At 59.7% G+C, this 19,217-nt stretch carries 14 protein-coding genes; 8 read left to right on the top strand and 6 right to left on the bottom strand.

Annotation, left to right across the window (positions count from 1 at the left end):
- The first annotated feature begins 173 nt into the window (after positions 1 to 173).
- The 4 genes from MKS85_RS02940 to MKS85_RS02925 all read left to right on the top strand — a co-directional run bounded on the left by MKS85_RS02940 (position 174) and on the right by MKS85_RS02925 (position 5,982).
- Positions 174 to 1,067, top strand: coding sequence for a universal stress protein (locus MKS85_RS02940; RefSeq protein WP_310662675.1), 894 nt, complete (start codon positions 174 to 176; stop codon positions 1,065 to 1,067).
- A 136-nt stretch (positions 1,068 to 1,203) separates the two neighbouring features.
- Entirely contained in the window at positions 1,204 to 3,573 is a 2,370-nt protein-coding gene (locus tag MKS85_RS02935; protein WP_310662674.1) for a phosphoketolase family protein, read from the top strand.
- Between the two features lie 61 nt (positions 3,574 to 3,634).
- A complete protein-coding gene (locus MKS85_RS02930; RefSeq protein ID WP_310662673.1) occupies positions 3,635 to 4,525 on the top strand; it encodes a universal stress protein in 891 nt (296 codons plus the stop codon).
- A 101-nt stretch (positions 4,526 to 4,626) separates the two neighbouring features.
- The gene (locus MKS85_RS02925; RefSeq protein WP_310662672.1) at positions 4,627 to 5,982 is read left to right on the top strand and encodes an MBL fold metallo-hydrolase; all 1,356 of its coding nucleotides are present in this window, start codon (positions 4,627 to 4,629) and stop codon (positions 5,980 to 5,982) included.
- 186 nt (positions 5,983 to 6,168) lie between these two features.
- Here the strand turns inward: MKS85_RS02925 and MKS85_RS02920 are convergent, their stop codons facing one another.
- Both MKS85_RS02920 and arcD read right to left on the bottom strand, forming a co-directional pair.
- A complete protein-coding gene (locus MKS85_RS02920; RefSeq protein WP_047225871.1) occupies positions 6,169 to 6,705 on the bottom strand; it encodes an Hsp20/alpha crystallin family protein in 537 nt (178 codons plus the stop codon).
- Positions 6,706 to 6,793: 88 nt separating this feature from the next.
- Positions 6,794 to 8,287 carry an arginine-ornithine antiporter gene (gene arcD, locus MKS85_RS02915; RefSeq protein WP_052915282.1) on the bottom strand — a complete coding sequence of 498 codons (1,494 nt, stop codon included), beginning with the start codon at positions 8,285 to 8,287 and terminating at the stop codon, positions 6,794 to 6,796.
- Between the two features lie 264 nt (positions 8,288 to 8,551).
- Between arcD and MKS85_RS02910 the strand changes: the two genes are divergently transcribed.
- A complete protein-coding gene (locus MKS85_RS02910; protein ID WP_047225681.1) occupies positions 8,552 to 9,241 on the top strand; it encodes a phosphoribosyltransferase in 690 nt (229 codons plus the stop codon).
- 22 nt (positions 9,242 to 9,263) lie between these two features.
- Here MKS85_RS02910 and MKS85_RS02905 read toward each other — a convergent pair whose 3' ends face one another.
- From MKS85_RS02905 to fnr, 4 genes are all read right to left on the bottom strand, one after another.
- Entirely contained in the window at positions 9,264 to 10,631 is a 1,368-nt protein-coding gene (locus MKS85_RS02905) for an erythromycin esterase family protein (protein ID WP_139049893.1), read from the bottom strand.
- Between the two features lie 5 nt (positions 10,632 to 10,636).
- Positions 10,637 to 12,493 carry an ATP-dependent zinc metalloprotease FtsH gene (gene ftsH / locus MKS85_RS02900; RefSeq protein WP_310662671.1) on the bottom strand — a complete coding sequence of 619 codons (1,857 nt, stop codon included), beginning with the start codon at positions 12,491 to 12,493 and terminating at the stop codon, positions 10,637 to 10,639.
- A 79-nt stretch (positions 12,494 to 12,572) separates the two neighbouring features.
- A complete protein-coding gene (locus MKS85_RS02895; RefSeq protein WP_076384342.1) occupies positions 12,573 to 13,220 on the bottom strand; it encodes a BON domain-containing protein in 648 nt (215 codons plus the stop codon).
- 238 nt (positions 13,221 to 13,458) lie between these two features.
- Positions 13,459 to 14,211, bottom strand: a complete 753-nt coding sequence (gene fnr, locus MKS85_RS02890; RefSeq protein WP_139049895.1) for a fumarate/nitrate reduction transcriptional regulator Fnr — start codon at positions 14,209 to 14,211, stop codon at positions 13,459 to 13,461.
- A gap of 390 nt (positions 14,212 to 14,601) precedes the next feature.
- Here fnr and MKS85_RS02885 point away from each other — a divergent pair, with 390 nt between their 5' ends.
- From MKS85_RS02885 to MKS85_RS02875, 3 genes are all read left to right on the top strand, one after another.
- On the top strand, positions 14,602 to 16,404 hold the full coding sequence (locus tag MKS85_RS02885) for a PAS domain S-box protein (protein ID WP_310662670.1): 1,803 nt from the start codon (positions 14,602 to 14,604) through the stop codon (positions 16,402 to 16,404).
- Positions 16,401 to 16,763 (top strand): response regulator, encoded by a 363-nt coding sequence (locus tag MKS85_RS02880; protein ID WP_076384348.1) that lies wholly within the window; start codon positions 16,401 to 16,403, stop codon positions 16,761 to 16,763. Before MKS85_RS02885 ends, MKS85_RS02880 begins: the two co-directional genes overlap by 4 nt.
- A 235-nt stretch (positions 16,764 to 16,998) precedes the next feature.
- Positions 16,999 to 19,050, top strand: coding sequence for a pyridoxamine 5'-phosphate oxidase family protein (locus MKS85_RS02875; RefSeq protein ID WP_139049897.1), 2,052 nt, complete (start codon positions 16,999 to 17,001; stop codon positions 19,048 to 19,050).
- Positions 19,051 to 19,217 lie beyond the last annotated feature (167 nt).

Here is a 19,217-nt window from a genome sequence, read left to right as displayed (position 1 = left end):
GGGGAGCAATTTCTGTGGGAGCCAAACCTGTGGGGGGCAAGCTTTGCTCCCACAGGTATGTGCATGCAGTTGATAAAGATCAAGCCGCCCCGGGGTGACAAGCGCAGGCTGTTGCACATGCCAGAGAGGGACCGCTGGGGACCGGATGGCCAACAGACCAGTGGAGGTGTGTAATGGGACAGTACCAACGTTTGCTATTGATCGTTGAAGCCGACCTGCATCCGTCTGCCGCGCTACGTCGCGCCTGTGCCCTGGCCAGGGTCAGTGGCGCGGCCTTGCACTTGTGCGCATTCGTTCAACCACCGCCTCACACGCATTTGTGGGGCGAAAAGAACGATGAAGCGACAGCTCAGCGCTATATGCACCACTACCGTCGCTGGATGGTGGAGGAGGCGGCGCTGCTCAAGGAGCAAGGACTGGATGTGACGACCCATGTGGTCTGGACCACTCATCCATTACTGGACATCCTGCGCTACGTCGAGCAGTTTCAGCCCGACTTGCTGATCAAGGATGTGACCCTCGAACCGCTGCTCAAGCGTGTTTTCGTGACACCCCTGGACTGCCATTTACTGCGCGATTGCCCGGTGCCGGTGCATCTGGTCAATCGCGCCACCCACAGCTTGCCACGCCGGGTCGTGGCGGCGGTGGACCCCGCCAATCCGCAGGCCAACGCCTTGAACCAGCGCATTATCCAAGCCGCCGGGGCAATGGCCCTGCAATGCAATGTCCCGCTGCATCTGCTGCACGCCTGCGATCTGTCTCCGGCCTTCAACGGGGAGGCTTCGTTGGTGGCTGGGGCCTGGGATGAAGATTTTGCCGAGGCCTTGCGAGAGTCGCTGCATGCGGCGTTCATCAATTTGGCCGAGCGGTGGAGCATTCCACCCGAGCGCCGTCATTTCGTCATTGGCCTGCCGGTGCCGGTGATCCATGAGTTCCTCGATGAGTTCGAGGCTGATGTGGTGGTGATGGGCACCGAGCAACGCGCTGGGCTGGACCGTCTGATCGGTAGCACGACGGAACGGGCCCTGTATTCGGTGTCGGGCAGCTTGTTGGCAGTCAGGGTATGAGCAGGGCGCGTTGACTCTGATGTAAATCAAGTCGGGTTTGTTCAAGCGCTCCAGAATCAGTCGTGGCAGACCGTTCGATATCGGTTCAAGCGACCAGGGCAGTTCGCGGGTAATCCAGCCTCTTTGGGAGAATGTGATGAGTGATTTTCTTAGCCCCGACCAACTGGAAGGCATTGACGCCTATTGGCGTGCTTCCAATTATCTGGCTGTGGGGCAGATTTACCTCAAAGACAACCCATTGTTGCGCAAACCGCTGCTACTGGGCCACGTCAAGCCGCGCCTGTTGGGTCACTGGGGCACCACGCCGGGATTGAACCTGATTTACGTTCACCTCAATCACCTGATCAAGACCCACGACCTGAACATGATCCTGGTCACCGGCCCCGGACACGGCGGCCCGGCCATCGTCGCCCAGAGCTATCTGGAGGGCAGCTTCACCCAGTGTTATCCCTCGGTGGAACAGAACGAGAACGGGATGCTGCGCCTGTTCCGGCAGTTTTCCTGGCCCTACGGGTTGTCCAGTCATGTCTCGGCGCAGATCCCGGGGTCCATTCATGAAGGCGGGGAACTGGGGTATTGCCTGGCCCACGCCTACGGTGCGGCGTTCGACAATCCTGACCTGATCGTGGCCTGCGTCATCGGCGATGGTGAAGCTGAAACCGGTACGCTGGCGGCGAGCTGGCATTCCAACAAGTTCCTCAACCCCCGGCGTGACGGTGCGGTTCTGCCCATCCTTCACCTCAACGGCTTCAAGATCGCCAACCCCACGCTGCTTTCGCGTATCAGTGAAGACGAGCTGTCAGCCCTGATGTACGGGTATGGCTACGATCCTTATTTTGTCGAAGGCGACGACCCCCACAGCGTTCACCAGCAACTGGCGATGGTCCTGGACGCCATGCTGCTCAAGATCCGCGAAATCCAGCGTACGGCCCGTGTGGACTCGGAACATGAACTGGAGCGGCCACTGTGGCCGATGCTGGTGCTGCGCACGCCCAAGGGCTGGACCGGTCCGAGATTTGTCGACGGTCAGCAGGTCGAGGGCACCTGGCGCGCCCATCAGGTGCCACTGAGTCATTTCGAGCAGCCCATGCATCTGACGCAACTGCAACAATGGCTCGAGAGTTACCGGCCACAGGAACTGTTCGACGCCAGCGGTGCGTTGCTACCGGACATTGCAGCGCTGGCGCCCACAGGGCATCGGCGTCTGGGCGCCAATCCCCACGCCAATGGCGGCTTGCTCCTTCAGTCACTTGAGCTGCCTCGATTTACCGATTACGCCGTGCAGTTCTCCACACCCGGCAGTGTGCAGGCGGAGTCCACCCGGGTGTTGGGTGGTTTTGTCCGGGACGTGATGAAGTACAACCTCAAGGCTGGCAACTTTCGCCTGTTCGGCCCCGACGAAACCGCCTCCAATCGCCTTGATGCGGTGTACGAGGTCAGTGGCAAGACCTGGATGGCGGCACTTGAAACGGGGGACACCAACCTGGCCTGCGAAGGCCGGGTGATGGAAATCCTCAGCGAGCAGGTGTGTGAAGGCTGGCTAGAGGGCTATCTACTGACGGGCCGTCATGGCCTGTTCTCCTGCTATGAGGCGTTCATCCATATCGTCGATTCGATGTTCAATCAGCACGCCAAGTGGCTCAAGACCGCTGCGCAGATTCCCTGGCGCGCGTCGATCGCTTCGCTCAACTACCTGCTCACATCCCACGTCTGGCGCCAGGACCACAATGGTTTCTCCCATCAGGATCCGGGATTTATCGATCATGTGGCGAACAAAAGTGCCGATGTGGTGCGTATCTACCTGCCGCCGGATGCCAATTGCCTGTTGTCGGTGGCCGATCACTGTCTCAAGAGCCGCGATTACATCAACGTGATCGTGGCCGGCAAGCAACCGGAGTGGCAATGGCTGGATATCGATTCGGCCATCAGGCACTGCTCCATTGGCATCGGTCGGTGGGCCTTCGCCTGCCAGAACGATGACGACCCGGATGTGGTGATGGCCTGCGCCGGTGACGTGCCAACCCTGGAAACCCTGGCCGCCGTGACACTGTTGCGCCAATACGTGCCGGATCTGCGCGTGCGGGTGGTGAACGTGGTGGACTTGATGGCCCTGCAACCGCCGCAACAGCATTGCCATGGTCTGCCGGATGCCGGGTTCGATGAGTTGTTCACCGTGGACAAACCGGTGATTTTCGCGTTCCACGGCTATCCTTCATTGATCCATCGTCTGGTCTACAAGCGCCATAACCATGACAATTTCCATGTGCGCGGTTTCATGGAGGAGGGGGCCACAACCACCCCGTTCGACATGGCGGTCATCAATCACTTGGATCGCTACCAACTGGCCTTCGATGTCATCCAGCGGGTACCGCGCTTGCAACCGTTGGTGGAGGGCGCCCGGGACCGCTACTGGGCCACCATGGAGAAGCACCAGCTTTACCTGATCGAACATGGGCAGGACATGCCCGAGGTCTTGAACTGGCGCTGGACGCCGGCGCCGGGTTGACTGTCCGCCTTGTCACGACTTCGACATCGCGCCGTTCGCCCTGACTTTTTGGAGATCCATCATGAGCCAGTACCAGCGCTTACTGCTGATCCTCAACCCGGCACAGCGACACTCTCCGGCCCTTCATCACGCAGCGGCCCTGACGGCGGCCAGCGGGGCGCACTTGCATGTTTCTGCGTTGGTGCCGTCACTGGACATTCTCAAGCTGTTGGAGCAGGAGCCCCGTGATGAAGCGCGTCAGAACTACCTGCAGGATCACCGTCACTGGCTGGAGGAGGAGGCCGACAAGATGCGGCGCCGAGGCCTGAGGGTCACCACGCAGGTGGATTGGGTCGACGGCATGGACGAGCAGATTCTGCAGCACGTTACGCAAATCCAGCCCGATCTGCTGATCAAGCAGGTGCAACACGAGCCCCTGCTCAAACGGGCCTTCCTTACTCCGCTGGACTGGCGTCTGTTGCGCCAGTGCCCGGTTCCCATGTACCTGGTGGGCGCCACCGGCCACGCCTTGCCGCGCAAAGTGGTTGCTGCGGTGGACCCTTCCAGCGACTTTGCGCAAAACAGTGGGCTCAACGACCGAATCATTCGCGAGGCAATCGGCTTGGCCTTGCAGTGCGACGCCGAGTTGCATTTGGTTCACGCCTATGAGGTTTCGTCGGTCTACCTCGGCGATGTCGGCGGAGGTGGCCTGACGCTTAAACAGCTCAGTAATGAACTGCGCAGGAGCCTGGAAAAAACATTCCTGGAGCTGGCCAACCTGTTCGGCGTGCCGGCCGAGCGCAGGCACTTCGTGCTGGGCCATCCGGTTTCAGCCTTGAGTGAGTTTGCCCTGGAGCATGAGGTCGATGTCGTGGTGATGGGGCGCTCGCAGAAGGGGGGGGCGCACGGGCTGTTGGGTAGCACCACGGAGCATATTTTGTATCAGGTGTCGTGCAGCGTACTGGCTGTGTGAGGAAACCGGTGCTCACGGCTGTGTCCTTGATGAAAATCAATGGCCCGCTGGGCGAATAGTGCGACCAATGGAACGCCAATCGATTGTTCAGGAGCACGCTCATGCGCATGACGTTTCTAGGGGCGGCCGGCACAGTCACCGGCAGCAAGTACCTGCTGGAGCATGACGATCAACGCATCCTGATCGACTGCGGGCTGTTTCAGGGCTACAAACAATTGCGCTTGCACAACTGGGACCCCTTCGAACTGCCGATGCGTGACCTGGACGCGATCGTGCTGACTCACGCACACCTGGACCACAGCGGTTACCTGCCAGTGCTGGTGCGAAACGGCTATCGCGGTCCGGTCTATGCCACGTCGGCCACCTGTGAACTGGTCAAGATCCTCTTGCTCGACAGCGCCCGCTTGCAGGAGGAAGAGGCCGAATACGCCAACCGCAAGGGGTTTTCCAAGCATGATCCTGCCATGCCGATGTACACCCGGGAGCATGCCGAGCGGGCGTTGAAACTGTTACGCCCGATAGCGTTCGATCATCCGGTGGATATCGCCCGTGGGGTGGGGATTGTGCTGCGCCGTGCGGGACACATCCTGGGCGCAGCCACGGTGCAGGTGCAGGCCGCTGGCGTTACGTTGGTGTGCTCCGGCGACCTGGGGCGCCCCGAGGACCCGGTGATGTTTGCCCCGCAAACCATCGAGCAGGCGGATTACCTATTGGTTGAGTCCACCTACGGCGACCGGAGGCACCCAAGTCAATCGCCCGAAGATCAACTGGCTGACGTCATCACCCGCACCGCATTGCGCGGCGGCATCACCTTGGTGCCCTCGTTCACGGTCGGTCGGGCACAACTGCTGATGTATCACCTGTATCGCCTGAAACAGCGGATGGCGATCCCGGACATCCCCATCTACCTGAACAGCCCCATGGCCATTGATGTAACCCGCTTGTATCAACGCTTTGGCGATGAGCATCGTTTGTCCAGGGAGGAGTGTGAGGGCATGTGCCACATCGCGCACCCGGTGCGCTCGGCCAGGGATTCCATGAACCTGGACCTGCAACGCACCCCGGCGGTGATCATCGCCGCCAGTGGTATGGCTACCGGAGGGCGGGTGTTGTTTCACCTCAAAAGCCTGGCGCCGAACCCGATCAATACCTTGCTGATGCCGGGTTTCCAGGCCGGCGGGACGCGTGGCGCAAGGATCGTGGCGGGTGAGCCTGCGGTGCGCATCCATGGCAAGGACGTGCCAATCAACGCTGAAGTGGTGCCGATGCAAACATTGTCCGCCCATGCCGATGCCGATGAAATCATGCAATGGTTGCGCGGCTTCAAGACACCGCCCCGGCATACCTATGTCGTGCATGGCGAACCCAACGCGTCCGATGTCCTGCGCCATCGCATTCGCGATGAGTTGGGCTGGTCAGTATCGGTGCCGGAGTATCGCGACAGCGTAGAGCTTTGAGGCCTCTTTCGCGAGCAGGCTCGCTTCCACAAAGGTCCTGAGGTGTACGCGGTATTTGTGTTCATCACCGCCCCTGTGGGAGCGATCCTGCGCGCGAAGCGGCCCATCAGCTTCAACAACACATCTAAATGCACAGGCACAAAAAAGCCCCTCGTCGTTGGCCGGCGAGGGGCAGGGTGCACAGCGTCAGTCAGCCTTGATCGGCACGACTTTTTCCGCTTTCAGCGCTTCCGGTTTTTTAGGCAGCGTCAGGGTCAGCACGCCTTTGCTGAACTGAGCTTCGATCTTGTCGCTATCGATGCCTTTTGGCAGGTTGAAAACCCGTTCGAAGGAGCCGTAATGGCGTTCGGACAGGTGATAACCCTTTTTCTTTTCTTCCTTGGCTTCTTTCTTCTCGCCCTTGATGATCAGGTTGCCATTGGCGAGCCGGATTTCGATGTCTTTCTGATCCATGCCGGGCAATTCGGCTGTGATTTCAAAGCTCTTTTCCTTCTCGCTGATGTCCACGGCCGGCAGGCTCGTGGAGAACTCCCTGCGCCAGAATGGCTCGACATCGAACAGTCCGCGACTGAAAGGAGAAAGACCTGTACCCCGGTTGAAGTCATCGAACAGGTGATCCACCTGCTGACGGAGTTTTTCCAGTGGATGCCAAAGGTCATTCTTGGCCGGATGTTGAGTGTTGTCTTGGGTATCGACCGGCATTTTTTTCACTGAATTGGACATTTGATTTTCCTCTTTGGTGATGTCCGGGCGGGACTTGGCATCATTGCCAGGGACCGGTTCCGGACGGGGCAATGCACGCTTGCAAGCCTTACAACGAGAGCTGGCCGGACCAGAGCATCCAGCCGGCGAAAATCGCCGCCACCCAGATCACCAGCAGCAACCCCCAGCCGAAACCATTGAGCGCATGCCCGGTCCTGGCCCGTTGGGCGCTGAGGTAAATCAGCGAACCGGGGGCATAGAGCAGGGCGCTGAGCAGCATGTAGCGAGGGCCAGCGGCGTAGAGCAGCCAAATGCAATAGGTGGTGGCGACCAAGGCGATGGCCATGTCGCGCAATTGCAGGGCGCGGTGCCCGGCGTAGGTCTGGCCTTGCCAGGTCATCTTCAGCGCGTATAGGCCGCTGAACAGATAAGGCAGCAGGATCATCGAGGTGGCGAGCGAGATCAGGGCCAGGTAGCTGGCGCTCGAATACAGCGTCAACAACAGGAACAGCTGAATGCAGCCGTTGGTGATCCACAGCGCGTTGGCCGGCGCGCCGTGCTGGTTTTCCGAGGCCAGCGCGCGGGGCATGACCTTTTCCCTGGCCGGCGTGAACACCGATTCCGCTGCCAGCAGGGTCCAGGCCAGCAACGCACCGCCGACCGACACAATCAGGCCGATACTGATCAACACCGCACCCCAAGGACCGGCCACCGCCTCCAGAACACCCGCCATGGATGGGTTCTTCAGGGCAGCCAGTTCAGGTTGTCTGAGGATCCCCAGAGACAGGAGCGACACGGCAATCAGCAGCAGCAACGTCAGGACGAAACCGATCACCGTGGCCCTGCCCACATCCGCCCGGTCGGCGGCACGGGCGGAAAACACGTTGGCACCTTCAATGCCGATAAAGACCCAGACCGTCACCAGCATGGTGCTCTTGACCTGATCCAGGGTACTACCCAATGCCGGCGTGCCCCAAAAGTCGACCATGAAGGTGTCTTTGGAAAATCCGGCGATCACCAGGCCGATGAACAGCAGCAAGGGCACGACTTTGGCCACGGTGGTCAGGGCGTTGGCCTTGGCCGCTGTGCGCATCCCGCGCAGGATCATCCAATGCAACGACCACAGCACCACCGACGCACCGGCAATCGCGGCCTTGTTATTGCCTTCGCCGAACAAGGGAAAAAAGTAACTGAGCGCCGCGAACAGAATCACCAGATAACTGACGTTGCCAATCCACGCACTGATCCAGTAGCCCCACGCCGAATTGAAGCCCAGGAACTCACCCCCAAGCGCACGAGCGTAGGCGAACACGCCATTATCGAGTTCCGGTTGTCGGTTGGAGAGTGTCTGATAGACCAGGGCCAATGACAGCATACCCACGCCAGTGATCAGCCAGCCGATCAGGATAGCCCCGGCACCCGCGCTGGAGGCCATGTTCTGGGGCAGGCTGAAAATGCCGCTACCGATCATCGAACCCACCACCAGCGCAACCAGCAGGCTCAATGACAGGCGTTTGGGTTCGACCTTTCGCAAACTGCCGGCCAAAGGATGAGGTTTGACGGCCGGGATGACCGGCTCAGTGCCTTGCAGGTGCGTTGCCATGATTGAAGCCTCCACGAGACGAAGGGGTCGACGACCTTCGCCAAAGCGAAGGTTCTAGCGCTGGTTATTAATCTCTGCGTGAAGAGGCTGGGGAGCATTGATTTAGATCAGAGGTTATGCAGGGCGTGCATGCGTGAATTTCATAGGAAAAGGACTGAGCTGCCTTGCAGGGAAATTGACATAAATCAACGCCGAGGCCGCTCTATCAGAGGACGCTGGATTGACGCTGAACGACGGGGCGCAACAGCCTGTGGAGGTTTTCCAATGAGTCAGAGTCCCTCAATGCAAACAGTGTGGAAGGACCGCAGCGCAGCGGGGCAAGGGCTGGTGGAACATTTGTTCAAATACGCCCATCGACCCGATGTCATCGTCCTGGCCTTGCCCCGCGGCGGAGTTCCAGTGGCTTATGAAGTGGTCACCGCTCTGCACGTGCGCCTTGATCTGATGCTGGTTCGCAAACTGGGTGTGCCGTCCAACCCTGAGTTCGCGATGGGCGCCATTGCCAGTGGTGGCATACAGATCCTCAATGACGACGCTCTTCGTGCCCATCCGATTGATCAGCCCAGTTTCGACGCCGTGGTTGCCCGGGAAACCCGGGAGCTGTTGCGTCGTGAGCAGGCGTATCGAGGCACTCGTGAGCCTGTACAACTCAAGGACCAGGTGGTCATCCTGATTGATGACGGTCTGGCGACGGGGGCCTCGATGATGGCAGCGATCCACGCGGTCCGCACGCAAGGGCCTTCGCGCGTTGTGGTCGCCGTGCCGGTTGGGCCGCTTGAAACAGTGGAGGCGCTACGCAGCGAAGTGGATGAGGTGATTTGTCCGCTTATTCCTGACTGGCTGGTTTCCATAGGCTATTGGTACAAGGACTTCCCTCAGACATCCGATGAAATCGTCATCGATTTGCTGCAGCGAGCCTGGCAACGGGAGTCGACCGCCGCGTCTCAGGGGTAGAGCGGCAGGACTGCGAACGGGCTCACACGCCAAATGGAAACGTCTCGTCTTCCGGCTCCAGCTTCTGGCTTTTCGGCAGTGCCAGCGCCGCTACCGGCTGTGTCTTTTCGATCCAGACCATGGCATCGAACTGTTCACTCAGGACTGCTTCGAAATAGTGGCTGTCACGCTCGGTTTCGGGACGATAAATCACCCCGATAGCCCGTTCCAGCATGGGTTTTGAGAGTGCGCGGCGCAGGTCCTTGCGCTGCGGATCTCGCCAGTCGGTCAATGAAGCCGGAACGCCGGCTTTGAGAAACTGATGCTCCCAGCTGTCCGGGCGCGAAGGTCGAATGTCTTTGATGAGCATGGCGCCGTCCCAGTCATCGGCCGCCGCCACCTGGCCACGGTCAGTGCTCATGCCGATCAGGGCGACGTCGCGCCCATAGGCGCTGCGGCATAGCTGGCCGATGTTGAACTGGCCCTTCCAGCCCATTTGCGTGGCAGCCGCGTTGCCAATGTGAGAGTTGTGAGCCCACACCACGGCTTTGGCTTGAGGGCCCCGGTGTTCCAGCAATGCTTGCAGGGTGTTGAACATGTGGCGGTCACGCAGGTTCCAGGAGGCGGTCGAACCTCGATAAATTGCCCGATAATACTGTTCCGCCGCCTGCACCACGCGAGCATTTTGCGTCGCGTTGAAGAACGCCTCATCGTCCTTGATAAGTCCTGCCAGTTGTTCGGCCAGCATGCTATTGAGCTGCGCTACCACAGCATCTTCACAGGGCATCACCCCACCGCGCTCGACAAAGTGGCCATATAGCGCCGGATCATCCTGCCAGGGTGTCAGGCAGCCATAGCGACGTCGGGCTTCGCTGGCCAGTTGCGGGTCGACGCGGTCCAGGTAATTCAGCACCTCATGAATGGAGTTACGCAAACTGTAGATGTCCAGGCCGCGGAACTCGACGCGATCTTCCGGGCTGCGCGGGTGGTTGAATTGATGGAGCCAGTGGGCAAATGTCTTAACTTCAGTGTTGCGCCACATCCAGGTCGGAAATCGGCTGAAGATGTGACGCTTCCACGCCGAGGGCGCGAGCCCTCGGACATATCGATCAACATGCGCCGCATCCGGCCAGTCCGCTTCAACGGCGACGATGTTGAACCCATGCTGTTCGATCAACCGTTGGGTGATGGCAGCCCGGAATCGATAGAACTCGCTGGTGCCGTGGCTGGCCTCACCGATCATCACGATACGCGCATCCGCGTAGCGATCGAACATTTGTCCAAAGCCCGGTGCATCCGGTTCCGGTAGAGGTTCGGCGTAGTGTTGCAGGACCGGGGCAATGCTGGCCTCTTCAATGGGGTGGGGTGAACCATACAGCCCATCGAGTGTGTGTTGCGAAGGTGTGTTCATGTTCGTCATCCGCTAATCGTGGGTGCGTGCGTCAAAGGTTGCACAACCCTTACCACGGGGCGCTTGAGCGGTAGGAGCGGTGCAAATTCTTCAGGGGTCAAGGTTTCCCTTTCCAGCAAAAGACGCGCGCCGGCGTCCAGATCGCCCCGACGGCTTTCAAGCAGCGTCTTGGCTCGTTGATAGGCTTCATCGAGCAAGGCGCGAATGGCCAGATCGACCTCTCTGGCCGTTATTTGCGAATAATCCCTTTCTGCGACTTCCTGCATGCGTTCGCCCAGGTAAGTGGCACTTTTACGTTCCAGCACCGCCTGACCAAGCTCGGCACTCATGCCGAACCGGGTGATCAGTTGGCGAGCGATATCGGTTGCATGGGCCAGATCATCGGCAGCCCCGGTCGATATCTGGCCATAGGCCAGGAATTCGGCGGCGCGGCCGGCCATCAGCACGACAATGCGGTCCTTGAGCATCTGGCAACTGATGAGGAAATGGTCTTCGGTGGGGCGCTGTAACGTGTAACCGAGCGAACCGATGGCACGGGGCACAATCGAGACCTTGTGGACCGGGTCCATGGCCGGCAGGTTGCTGGCGGCCAGGGCGTGGCCCATTTCGTGATAGGCCACCACCTGGCGTTCATCAGGCAACAACAGGCTGCTCTTGCGTTCAATTCCGGCGACGATGCGTTCCACGGCCGCGGTAAAGTCGTCGAGGCTGACGGTTTCGGCGCCGCGACGAGTGGCAACGATGGCGGCTTCGTTGACCAGATTGGCCAGGTCAGCGCCGGTGAAACCGGTGGTGATGTCAGCGATGCGCTCGCTGTCTAGATCCGGCCCCACGACGATTTTCTTGAGGTGTACCTTGAGGATCGCCTGCCGGCCTTTACGATCGGGGCGATCGATCAGAATCTGCCGGTCGATACGGCCGGCACGCAGCAATGCCGGGTCCAGGACCTCGGGCCGGTTGGTCGCGGCGAGCAACACAACACCCTCTCGAGGGTCGAACCCATCCAGTTCCGCCAGTAATTGATTGAGGGTTTGTTCTTTCTCGTCATTGCCACCCCAGGCGCCGACGCCGCGCATCTTGCCCAGCGCATCGAGTTCATCGATAAAAATGATGCAGGGGGCTGCCTGCCGTGCCTGCTCGAACAAATCGTGCACGCGAGCGGCACCGACACCGACGAACATCTCGACGAACTCGGAGCCCGAAATCGAGAAGAAGGGCACCCCGGCTTCTCCGGCGATGGCTTTGGCCACCAGAGTCTTGCCTGTGCCCGGCGGGCCGACCAGCAGCGTACCTTTGGGTATATGCGCCCCCAGCCGTGCGTATTTCGCCTTGTCCTTGAGAAAGGACACAATTTCCACCAGCTCGACCTTGGCTTCGTCGATTCCGGCCACATCGGCAAAGGTTACTCCGGTGTCCCGCTCGACGAATACCTTGGCGCGGGACTTGCCGATGTTCATCAGGCCGCCCATGCCTTGTTTTTCCGCCAACCCCCGGAACATGAAATGCCAGATCACCATGATCAAGCCGAAGGGCAGTAACCAGCCCAGCAAACCACCCAGGAAGGTATTCTCGCTCACCCCGGTAAAACCGACACCCGAATGGGCAAGATCCGTCGCCAGCGCAGGATCCACCCGTATAGTCGAGAACAGGTTATGACCGGCGATCGGCTCCTGCAGTTTGCCGCTGATCCGATCGTTTTCCACCCGTAGATCGCTGACCTTTTGCTCGTTGAGCAACTGCAGGAACTGGCTGTAGGGAATGACCTGGACCATGGGGCGTTCGAAAAACAAAAGCTGCGCAAGGCTGAACACGACCAGGGCGACCAAAAAATATGACAGGTTCCATTGGTGGGTTTTTTTCATGGCCTCGGCTCAATGACGACAGCAGATGGAAATACAGCGAATGGATCACCGCAGAGACGGTTCTCTGCGGGCCTGCGACTCAGACAAGCAACAGGTGATCGTCCACCTCTCTGACCCCCGGCACCGACCAGGCCGCCCGTTCCGCGATTTTACGCTGGCGCCATAAATGGACTTTGCCTTCGAGCCTCACCACATCCCCATCGACCTTGACGTGAATTGCCTTGGCATCCACTTCGGCATTGCGTTTAAGCGCCTCTTCGATACGACGCTGGATGTTGCCAGCGTCCACTCGAGGGCGCAGGGTTAGCCGATTGTTCACGCCCACCACGCCGGACAGCTTGAACACGGACCGCTCCACGCTTTCTTTCTGGTATTGCCATTCCACTTCGCCTTCCAGGCTGACCCAGCCGTTCTGCACGATGACTTTTATGTCGCCTTCAGGAACGTCGCAGCTCCAGTTGATGATCTTCAAGGCGCGATTGGCAATGGTGTCGTCTGCGGTGCCGGCGTTTTTATTCAATCGGACCTGGATTTCCTCAGCTACGGCGCGCACGCCCTCGATGCTTTTGACGGCGCGTTCGGCGCTGATCTTTTCTGCATAACTGCCGACATGACCGGAAAGGGTGACGACGCCATTGTCCACGGCCACGCCAATATGGGCTGCGTTGAGGTCGGGTTGGAATTCCAGTTCTTCCAGAATGGTCTTGCGCAGGGTCAAGTCGCTCATCGTGGCGTCCTCCAGGTAATGCGAAGCGGGCGGGGCTATCAGGGCCCGGTCTGCTTTTTCTACGCCTGGGTGATGCCGACACATTGAGCTAAATCAACAAGGGTGTAAGTGGGGCAACGGGCTGTCGGGGCAACTGCCCGTGATTTGATGAAAATCAGCAGGGCGGTCGACCGTGCCTGCGGAAGTGGCGATCAGACGACGGGCAGGTGATCAGTGATGCAAGCGCCTCGAGAGGGTTTCACCGCTCTGAATGACGGTGGCAACCAGCCACTTTTTGCTTGAGGCCGGGCAGGTCCAGGATGGTGACGTTGCGTCCATGCATTTCTACCAGTTCCTCTTCTCGCAGGTGCGCGATACCCCTGCAGATCGTTTCCAGCCGCAGGCCCAGATAAGAGCCGATAGCCTCACGGCTCATGCGCAAGACGAATTCCCTGGAGGAGTAACCGCGCATGTTAAGTCGCTGAGACAGGTTCAGCAGAAACGCCGCAAGACGTTCATCGGCATTCATGTTGCCAAGCAACAGCAGCATGCTGTGGTCGCGCACGATCTCTTGGCTCAGGAGCTTGTTGAGGTTGTGCTGTAAAGAGGGCAGATCGTGGGCAAGTTTTTCCAGGTTGCTGAAAGGAATCGGGCAAACTTCGCTGTCTTCCAGCGCTATTGCATTGCAGGCGTAATGATCGGTGCTGATGGCGTCCAGACCGAGCATTTCGCCTTGCATCTGGAAACCGGTGATTTGTTCGCGTCCGTCCATCGACAATACGCTGGTCTTGAAGAAACCCAGCCGCACCGCATACAGAGAGCGCAGCGGATCGCCGATGCGGTACAACGCCGCGCCTTTTTTGACCTTCACACGCTGTGAGATCAAGGTGTCCAGGCGCTCGACTTCGCCGCCCGTCAGCCCGATAGGCAGGCAAAGCTCAAGCACGCTGCAGTTGGAGCAAGCGGTTTTAAGGGAATGCACGCGCAGAAGTCGTGCTTCTGATTCGCTCATCGGAATAAACTCCTTTGCTGGAGCAATCATAGAAGATCAAACCCGTTGCGCCTGTAATTTGTCGTATATAGATATACCGGCTGTCATGTTTCAATCTGCAAGCTCAGGTCTTGAAGCGAATGGTTCGACAAACACGAGGCCGACTACACTCAATTGCTGCTCTTCAGCGCGCTAGAAAAGATCCCTGTCCAGTTCAAACACCGAACCTGTTGAACTTTCATGAACTAGCGCGGTGAATAGGGATCTAGACCTCCAACACAACGGCTCTATGAAATATATCCGAACCCGCATTCAGAAGGATTATCCGAGCTGGAATCACCGACTCCGGCCATAAAACCGGGGGCGATGGGGAGCGTGGGCGTTTCAGCCAGGCGGATTGAGGATTACCAGATGTCGAACATTGAAGAGCTTGCCGTGGAGGTTTGCGCTCCGAGCGAGTACCAGAGCCTGCTCACCCTGGGCGCGAGCGCGCTCGACGCCATACCGGGGGCGGTATACCTCTGTGATCACGAGGGTTGGCTCGTCAGGTACAACAGTGAAGCGGCCGAGCTATGGGGCAGGACGCCCATTATCGGGAAAAACGGTGACCGCTTCTGCGGCTCGCACCGGCTTTTTTTACCGGATGGCACGCCGCTGGCTTTCGAAGACTGCCCTATGGCTTCGGTGCTTATTACCGGCGCTGCGACACGCAATCAGGAAGTGATCATTGAGCGTTCGGATGGAACGCGGCTTATGGCGCTGGTGAACATCCGGGCCCTCAGGGATCGGCGCGGGGTCATTGAAGGGGCGATCAACTGTTTTCAGGATGTCTCGGCGCGTCATGCGATGGCCGAAGAGCTTCGTCGCAAGAGTGCCGACCTCGAGGATTTTTTTGAAAACAGCGCGGTGGGGCTTCACATTGTCAGCAACGCGGGCATCATCCAGCGTGCCAACAAGGCCGAGCTGAACATGCTGGGCTATACGGCTGACGAATATATCGGCCGCCACATTACGGAGTTTCATGTCGATGAGTCCGTTATTGGTGACATCCTCCATAAACTGGGCAGCGGCGAAAGCCTGGACAGCTACCCGGCGCGGTTGAGGGCCAAAGACGGCACGATCCGGCATGTAGCGATTACCTCCAATGGGCGTTTCGAGGACGGTAAGCTCTTTCACACACGCTGTTTCACCATCGACGTCACACTCGCCCAGCAAATGGAAAGCCAGATTCGCGAAAGCGAACGGCATATGCGCAATCTTCTCGAGGCTCTGCCCGCTGCGGTTTACACAACCGATGCACAAGGGCGCATCACCTTCTTCAATCGGGCGGCTGTCGAATTGTCTGGCCGAACCCCACAGTTGGGGGACATGTGGTGCGTGACCTGGAAAATATTCAATACCGATGGAAGCGCGCTTCCCCACGACCAGTGCCCGATGGCGGTGGCCTTGAAGGAAAACCGCCCGATACGTGGTGTCGAGGCCATTGCCGAACGGCCGGATGGCACTCGTGTGCCGTTTGCGCCGTATCCCACACCGCTGCATGACGCCGATGGCAATCTGGTGGGCGCCATCAACATGCTGGTGGACATCACCGAGCGAAAGCAGGCGGAGAACCGGCAGAAGACCCTGATCGACGAACTCAATCATCGGGTCAAGAACACCCTGGCCACCGTGCAATCCCTGGCGGCACAAACGGCGCGCAATGCCGAGGATGCGAACGACGGTTACAGGCGTTTCGAAGCCAGGCTGCTTGCGTTGTCCCGGGCTCACGATCTGTTGACCCGGCGCCATTGGGGCCATACCCCGCTGGGGTCCCTTGCCCATGAAGTGCTGATGCCGATATTTGGCCAGGAACCCAGTCGAATCGTGGTGGAGGGCGACCCTGTCGACATCGGCACCCGCGTTGCGCTCAACCTCACCATGACCCTCAATGAACTGGCGATCAATGCACTGAAATACGGCGCGATGTCAGTAGAGACGGGCACGCTTTCAGTGAAGTGGGTTGTGCAACCACAATCCGATGGAATGCTACTGACCCTGGACTGGCGCGAGCAGGGCGGGCCACGGGTGGCCCAACCCAAGCGGGAAGGGTTGGGTTCGCGTTTGATGAAGCGCTGCATCGAGCGCGATTTGGGCGGGACATTTGACCTGACCTTCGACCCGAAGGGCGTTTGCTGCCGAATCTCGTTTCTGATCCAGGCGTCCAGCCCATGAGTTCGTTCCCCGGAGTCAGGGTGCTGCTGGTTGAGGACGAAGGCACCATCGCCATGCTGGTCGAGCAAATGCTGGAAGAGCTCGAATGCGTGGTGGTGGCATCAGTGGCACGGCTCGCTACGGCCTGCGAAGTGGCGAATCGGGTGGCAATTGACCTGGCCATTCTGGATGTCAACCTGGCCGGTGAGCGGGTTTTTCCGGTTGCCGAAATTCTCCAGGCGCGCCAGATTCCGTTTTTATTCAGCACCGGATACGGTGCCAGCGGGCTGCCGAACGAGTTCGCCCATCGTCCTGTGTTGCACAAGCCATTCTCCGAAAACGAGTTGCAACTGAAGATCGCTCTTGCGCTGGGGCGCTGACCTTCAGCGATGAGCGGGCACGCTGTCCGGCCCTGGTGATTCCCCGCAGGCGCCCTGGACGTGTTCATTCCAGTTTATGAAACAGTGGATTGCAGTTCGTGCGTATTCCTCCCCAATCCCTTTGGGAAGAAGATAACCCCACCTGCAATGCACCCTCGGCAAGAGGCGTAGCGCAGTCCCCCTGACCGTAGCGTCTTAACGCAGCCTGCAAGGCTGCGGGCGCGAGGAGTAGCTGATGGACGAAGCCGCGAAACCACAATCCTCACCCTGGCATGAAGGCGAACTGACCTTGCAACGCTCGGTCGGTGCGGTCGACATGATGACCAGCGTCGGCCAGCGACAATTGGCGCGCAACTGGATGCCGGACCAGCACCGGGAGTTCTACGCACAGTTACCTTTCGTGGTATTGGGCGCCGTGGATCGGCAAGGTGACGTGTGGGCGACCCTGCGCACCGGCAAACCCGGTTTCATGAGCTCACCTGATCCGCAAACCCTGCAGATCGATCTCAAGCCACAACCCAGCGATCCGGCCCAGGAGGGCATGGGCGAGGGGGCTGCCATCGGCATGCTGGGTATCGAATTGCACACCCGTCGGCGCAACCGCATGAACGGCAACATTCGCCGTTTGCTCGATCACGGGTTGGAGATTTCCGTCAGCCAGGCCTATGGCAATTGCCCCCGCTATATCAACCTGCGCCAATATTCCTTTGTCCGCGAACAGGCCGGTGACGTTCGGCACCTGGTGGCAACGGACCCATTGGCTCGACGCCTGATCACGGCGGCTGATTCGTTTTACATCGCCACCTATGTGGAGCGCGACGGCGAACGGCAGGTCGATGCGTCCCACCGCGGCGGCAAGCCAGGTTTTGTGCGCATGGACGAGGACGGCACGCTGACCATCCCGGACTTCTCTGGAAACCTGTTCTTCAACACCCTGGGCAACATCCTGCTCAATCCCCGCGCAGGCCTGATCTTCGTCGATTTCAAGACCGGCGATCTTCTGCAAATGACCGGTTCCGCCCAAGTATTGCTGGACGATCCCGAAATTGCCGCGTTCCAGGGCGCCGAGCGGCTGCTGCGCTTCAAGCCGCAGCGCGTGGTTTACCGCCAGGCCGCGATCCCGTTGCGCTGGAAGGACCAGAGCGCGGGCGACTCGCCCAATTCATTGATGACTGGCAGTTGGGAGCAGGCCGCCGAGCGCTTGCAGGCCGAAGCCCTGCGGACCCAATGGCGCCCATTGCGTGTGGTTCGTGTGGTGGATGAGAGCCACAACATTCGCTCCTTCTACCTGCAAGCCGCCGACGGAGCGGGCGTGCCCCGGTTTGACGCCGGCCAGCACTTGCCCGTGCGGATTTCGCTGGAGGGGCAGAAAGTCCCCTCGATTCGTACCTACAGCGTGTCCAGCGCGCCGTCGGATGATTTCCTGCGCATCAGCGTCAAGCGCGAGGGCTTGGTCTCCTCGCATCTGCATGACCGGATTGAGGTGGCGCAGCAGATCGAGGCGCGAGCGCCCCAAGGGCATTTCACCGTTCAGGCCGCTGAGCGGCGGCCCTTGGTGCTGCTGGCGGCGGGCGTGGGTGTGACGCCGCTGTTGTCGATGTTGCGCGAGGTGGTCTATCAGGGTCTGCGCATGAGTCGGATGCGTCCGGTCTGGTTGGTGCAAAGCGCGCGCACGGTTGCCGACCTGGCATTTCGCGAGGAAATCGATGAGCTGGTCAAGCGTGCCGCAGGCAAGGTAAAGGTACTGCGTCTGGTCAGCCAGCCACCTACGGACGGTGCGGGGCAAGGCTACGACGCGACGGGCAGGATCGATGTGGAACTGCTCAAGCAACTGCTGGCGCTCGATGACTACGACTACTACCTGTGCGGGCCCGGCAGCTTCACCCAGTCGCTGTATGACGGATTGCGCAAATTGCGCATTCCAGACGATCGCATTCATGCCGAAACCTTCGGCCCATCCACACTGGTACGCGACGCCGAAGTCAGCGTGCCAGCGGCCCCGCAAGTGCCTGCATCGAGCGAGTCGGTGAAGATCCTGTTCGCCAGCTCCGGCAAGGAGGCCCGCTGGGAACCGGGCAGCGGGACCCTGCTGGAGCTTGCCGAAGCCCGGGGCCTGAGCCCTGAGTTCAGCTGCCGCGGCGGTTCGTGCGGCACCTGTAAAACCCGGCTAAGCCAGGGGCAGGTGCATTATCTGAACAGTCCGGCCGAGCCGGTTGCCGAAGATGAGGTACTGATCTGTTGCGCAGTACCGGCACAGGGGAGTGAGACCGTGGTTCTGGACGTTTGAGCAGGTGCTAATCTCGCCCCAATCGCCCAGCCAAACAGAACCCGTGGCGAGGGAGCTTGCTCCCGCTGGGCTGCGCAGCAGCCCCAAAAGAGCTGAACACCATCACCCTGACACACCCGCGATGGCAGATCTTAGGGCTGCTGCGCACCCCAGCGCCCTTGCCACAG

This window comes from Pseudomonas sp. JL2, assembly GCF_031570495.1.
In the GTDB taxonomy this organism is placed as follows: Bacteria; Pseudomonadota; Gammaproteobacteria; order Pseudomonadales; family Pseudomonadaceae; genus Aquipseudomonas; species Aquipseudomonas rhizophila.
Note: the sequence above shows the minus strand (reverse complement) of the source record. Positions and strands in the feature narration are given on the sequence as shown.

What these genes read in the sequence shown, in the direction of transcription:
- MKS85_RS02880 (WP_076384348.1), top strand. Translation starts at nt 16,401, where the DNA reads ATGAGTTCGTTCCCCGGAGTCAGGGTGCTGCTGGTTGAGGACGAAGGC.
- MKS85_RS02925 (WP_310662672.1), top strand. Translation starts at nt 4,627, where the DNA reads ATGCGCATGACGTTTCTAGGGGCGGCCGGCACAGTCACCGGCAGCAAG.
- MKS85_RS02910 (WP_047225681.1), top strand. Translation starts at nt 8,552, where the DNA reads ATGAGTCAGAGTCCCTCAATGCAAACAGTGTGGAAGGACCGCAGCGCA.
- MKS85_RS02935 (WP_310662674.1), top strand. Translation starts at nt 1,204, where the DNA reads ATGAGTGATTTTCTTAGCCCCGACCAACTGGAAGGCATTGACGCCTAT.
- MKS85_RS02875 (WP_139049897.1), top strand. Translation starts at nt 16,999, where the DNA reads ATGGACGAAGCCGCGAAACCACAATCCTCACCCTGGCATGAAGGCGAA.
- MKS85_RS02885 (WP_310662670.1), top strand. Translation starts at nt 14,602, where the DNA reads ATGTCGAACATTGAAGAGCTTGCCGTGGAGGTTTGCGCTCCGAGCGAG.
- MKS85_RS02895 (WP_076384342.1), bottom strand. Translation starts at nt 13,220, where the DNA reads ATGAGCGACTTGACCCTGCGCAAGACCATTCTGGAAGAACTGGAATTC.
- fnr (WP_139049895.1), bottom strand. Translation starts at nt 14,211, where the DNA reads ATGAGCGAATCAGAAGCACGACTTCTGCGCGTGCATTCCCTTAAAACC.
- MKS85_RS02920 (WP_047225871.1), bottom strand. Translation starts at nt 6,705, where the DNA reads ATGTCCAATTCAGTGAAAAAAATGCCGGTCGATACCCAAGACAACACT.
- MKS85_RS02940 (WP_310662675.1), top strand. Translation starts at nt 174, where the DNA reads ATGGGACAGTACCAACGTTTGCTATTGATCGTTGAAGCCGACCTGCAT.
- arcD (WP_052915282.1), bottom strand. Translation starts at nt 8,287, where the DNA reads ATGGCAACGCACCTGCAAGGCACTGAGCCGGTCATCCCGGCCGTCAAA.
- ftsH (WP_310662671.1), bottom strand. Translation starts at nt 12,493, where the DNA reads ATGAAAAAAACCCACCAATGGAACCTGTCATATTTTTTGGTCGCCCTG.
- MKS85_RS02930 (WP_310662673.1), top strand. Translation starts at nt 3,635, where the DNA reads ATGAGCCAGTACCAGCGCTTACTGCTGATCCTCAACCCGGCACAGCGA.
- MKS85_RS02905 (WP_139049893.1), bottom strand. Translation starts at nt 10,631, where the DNA reads ATGAACACACCTTCGCAACACACACTCGATGGGCTGTATGGTTCACCC.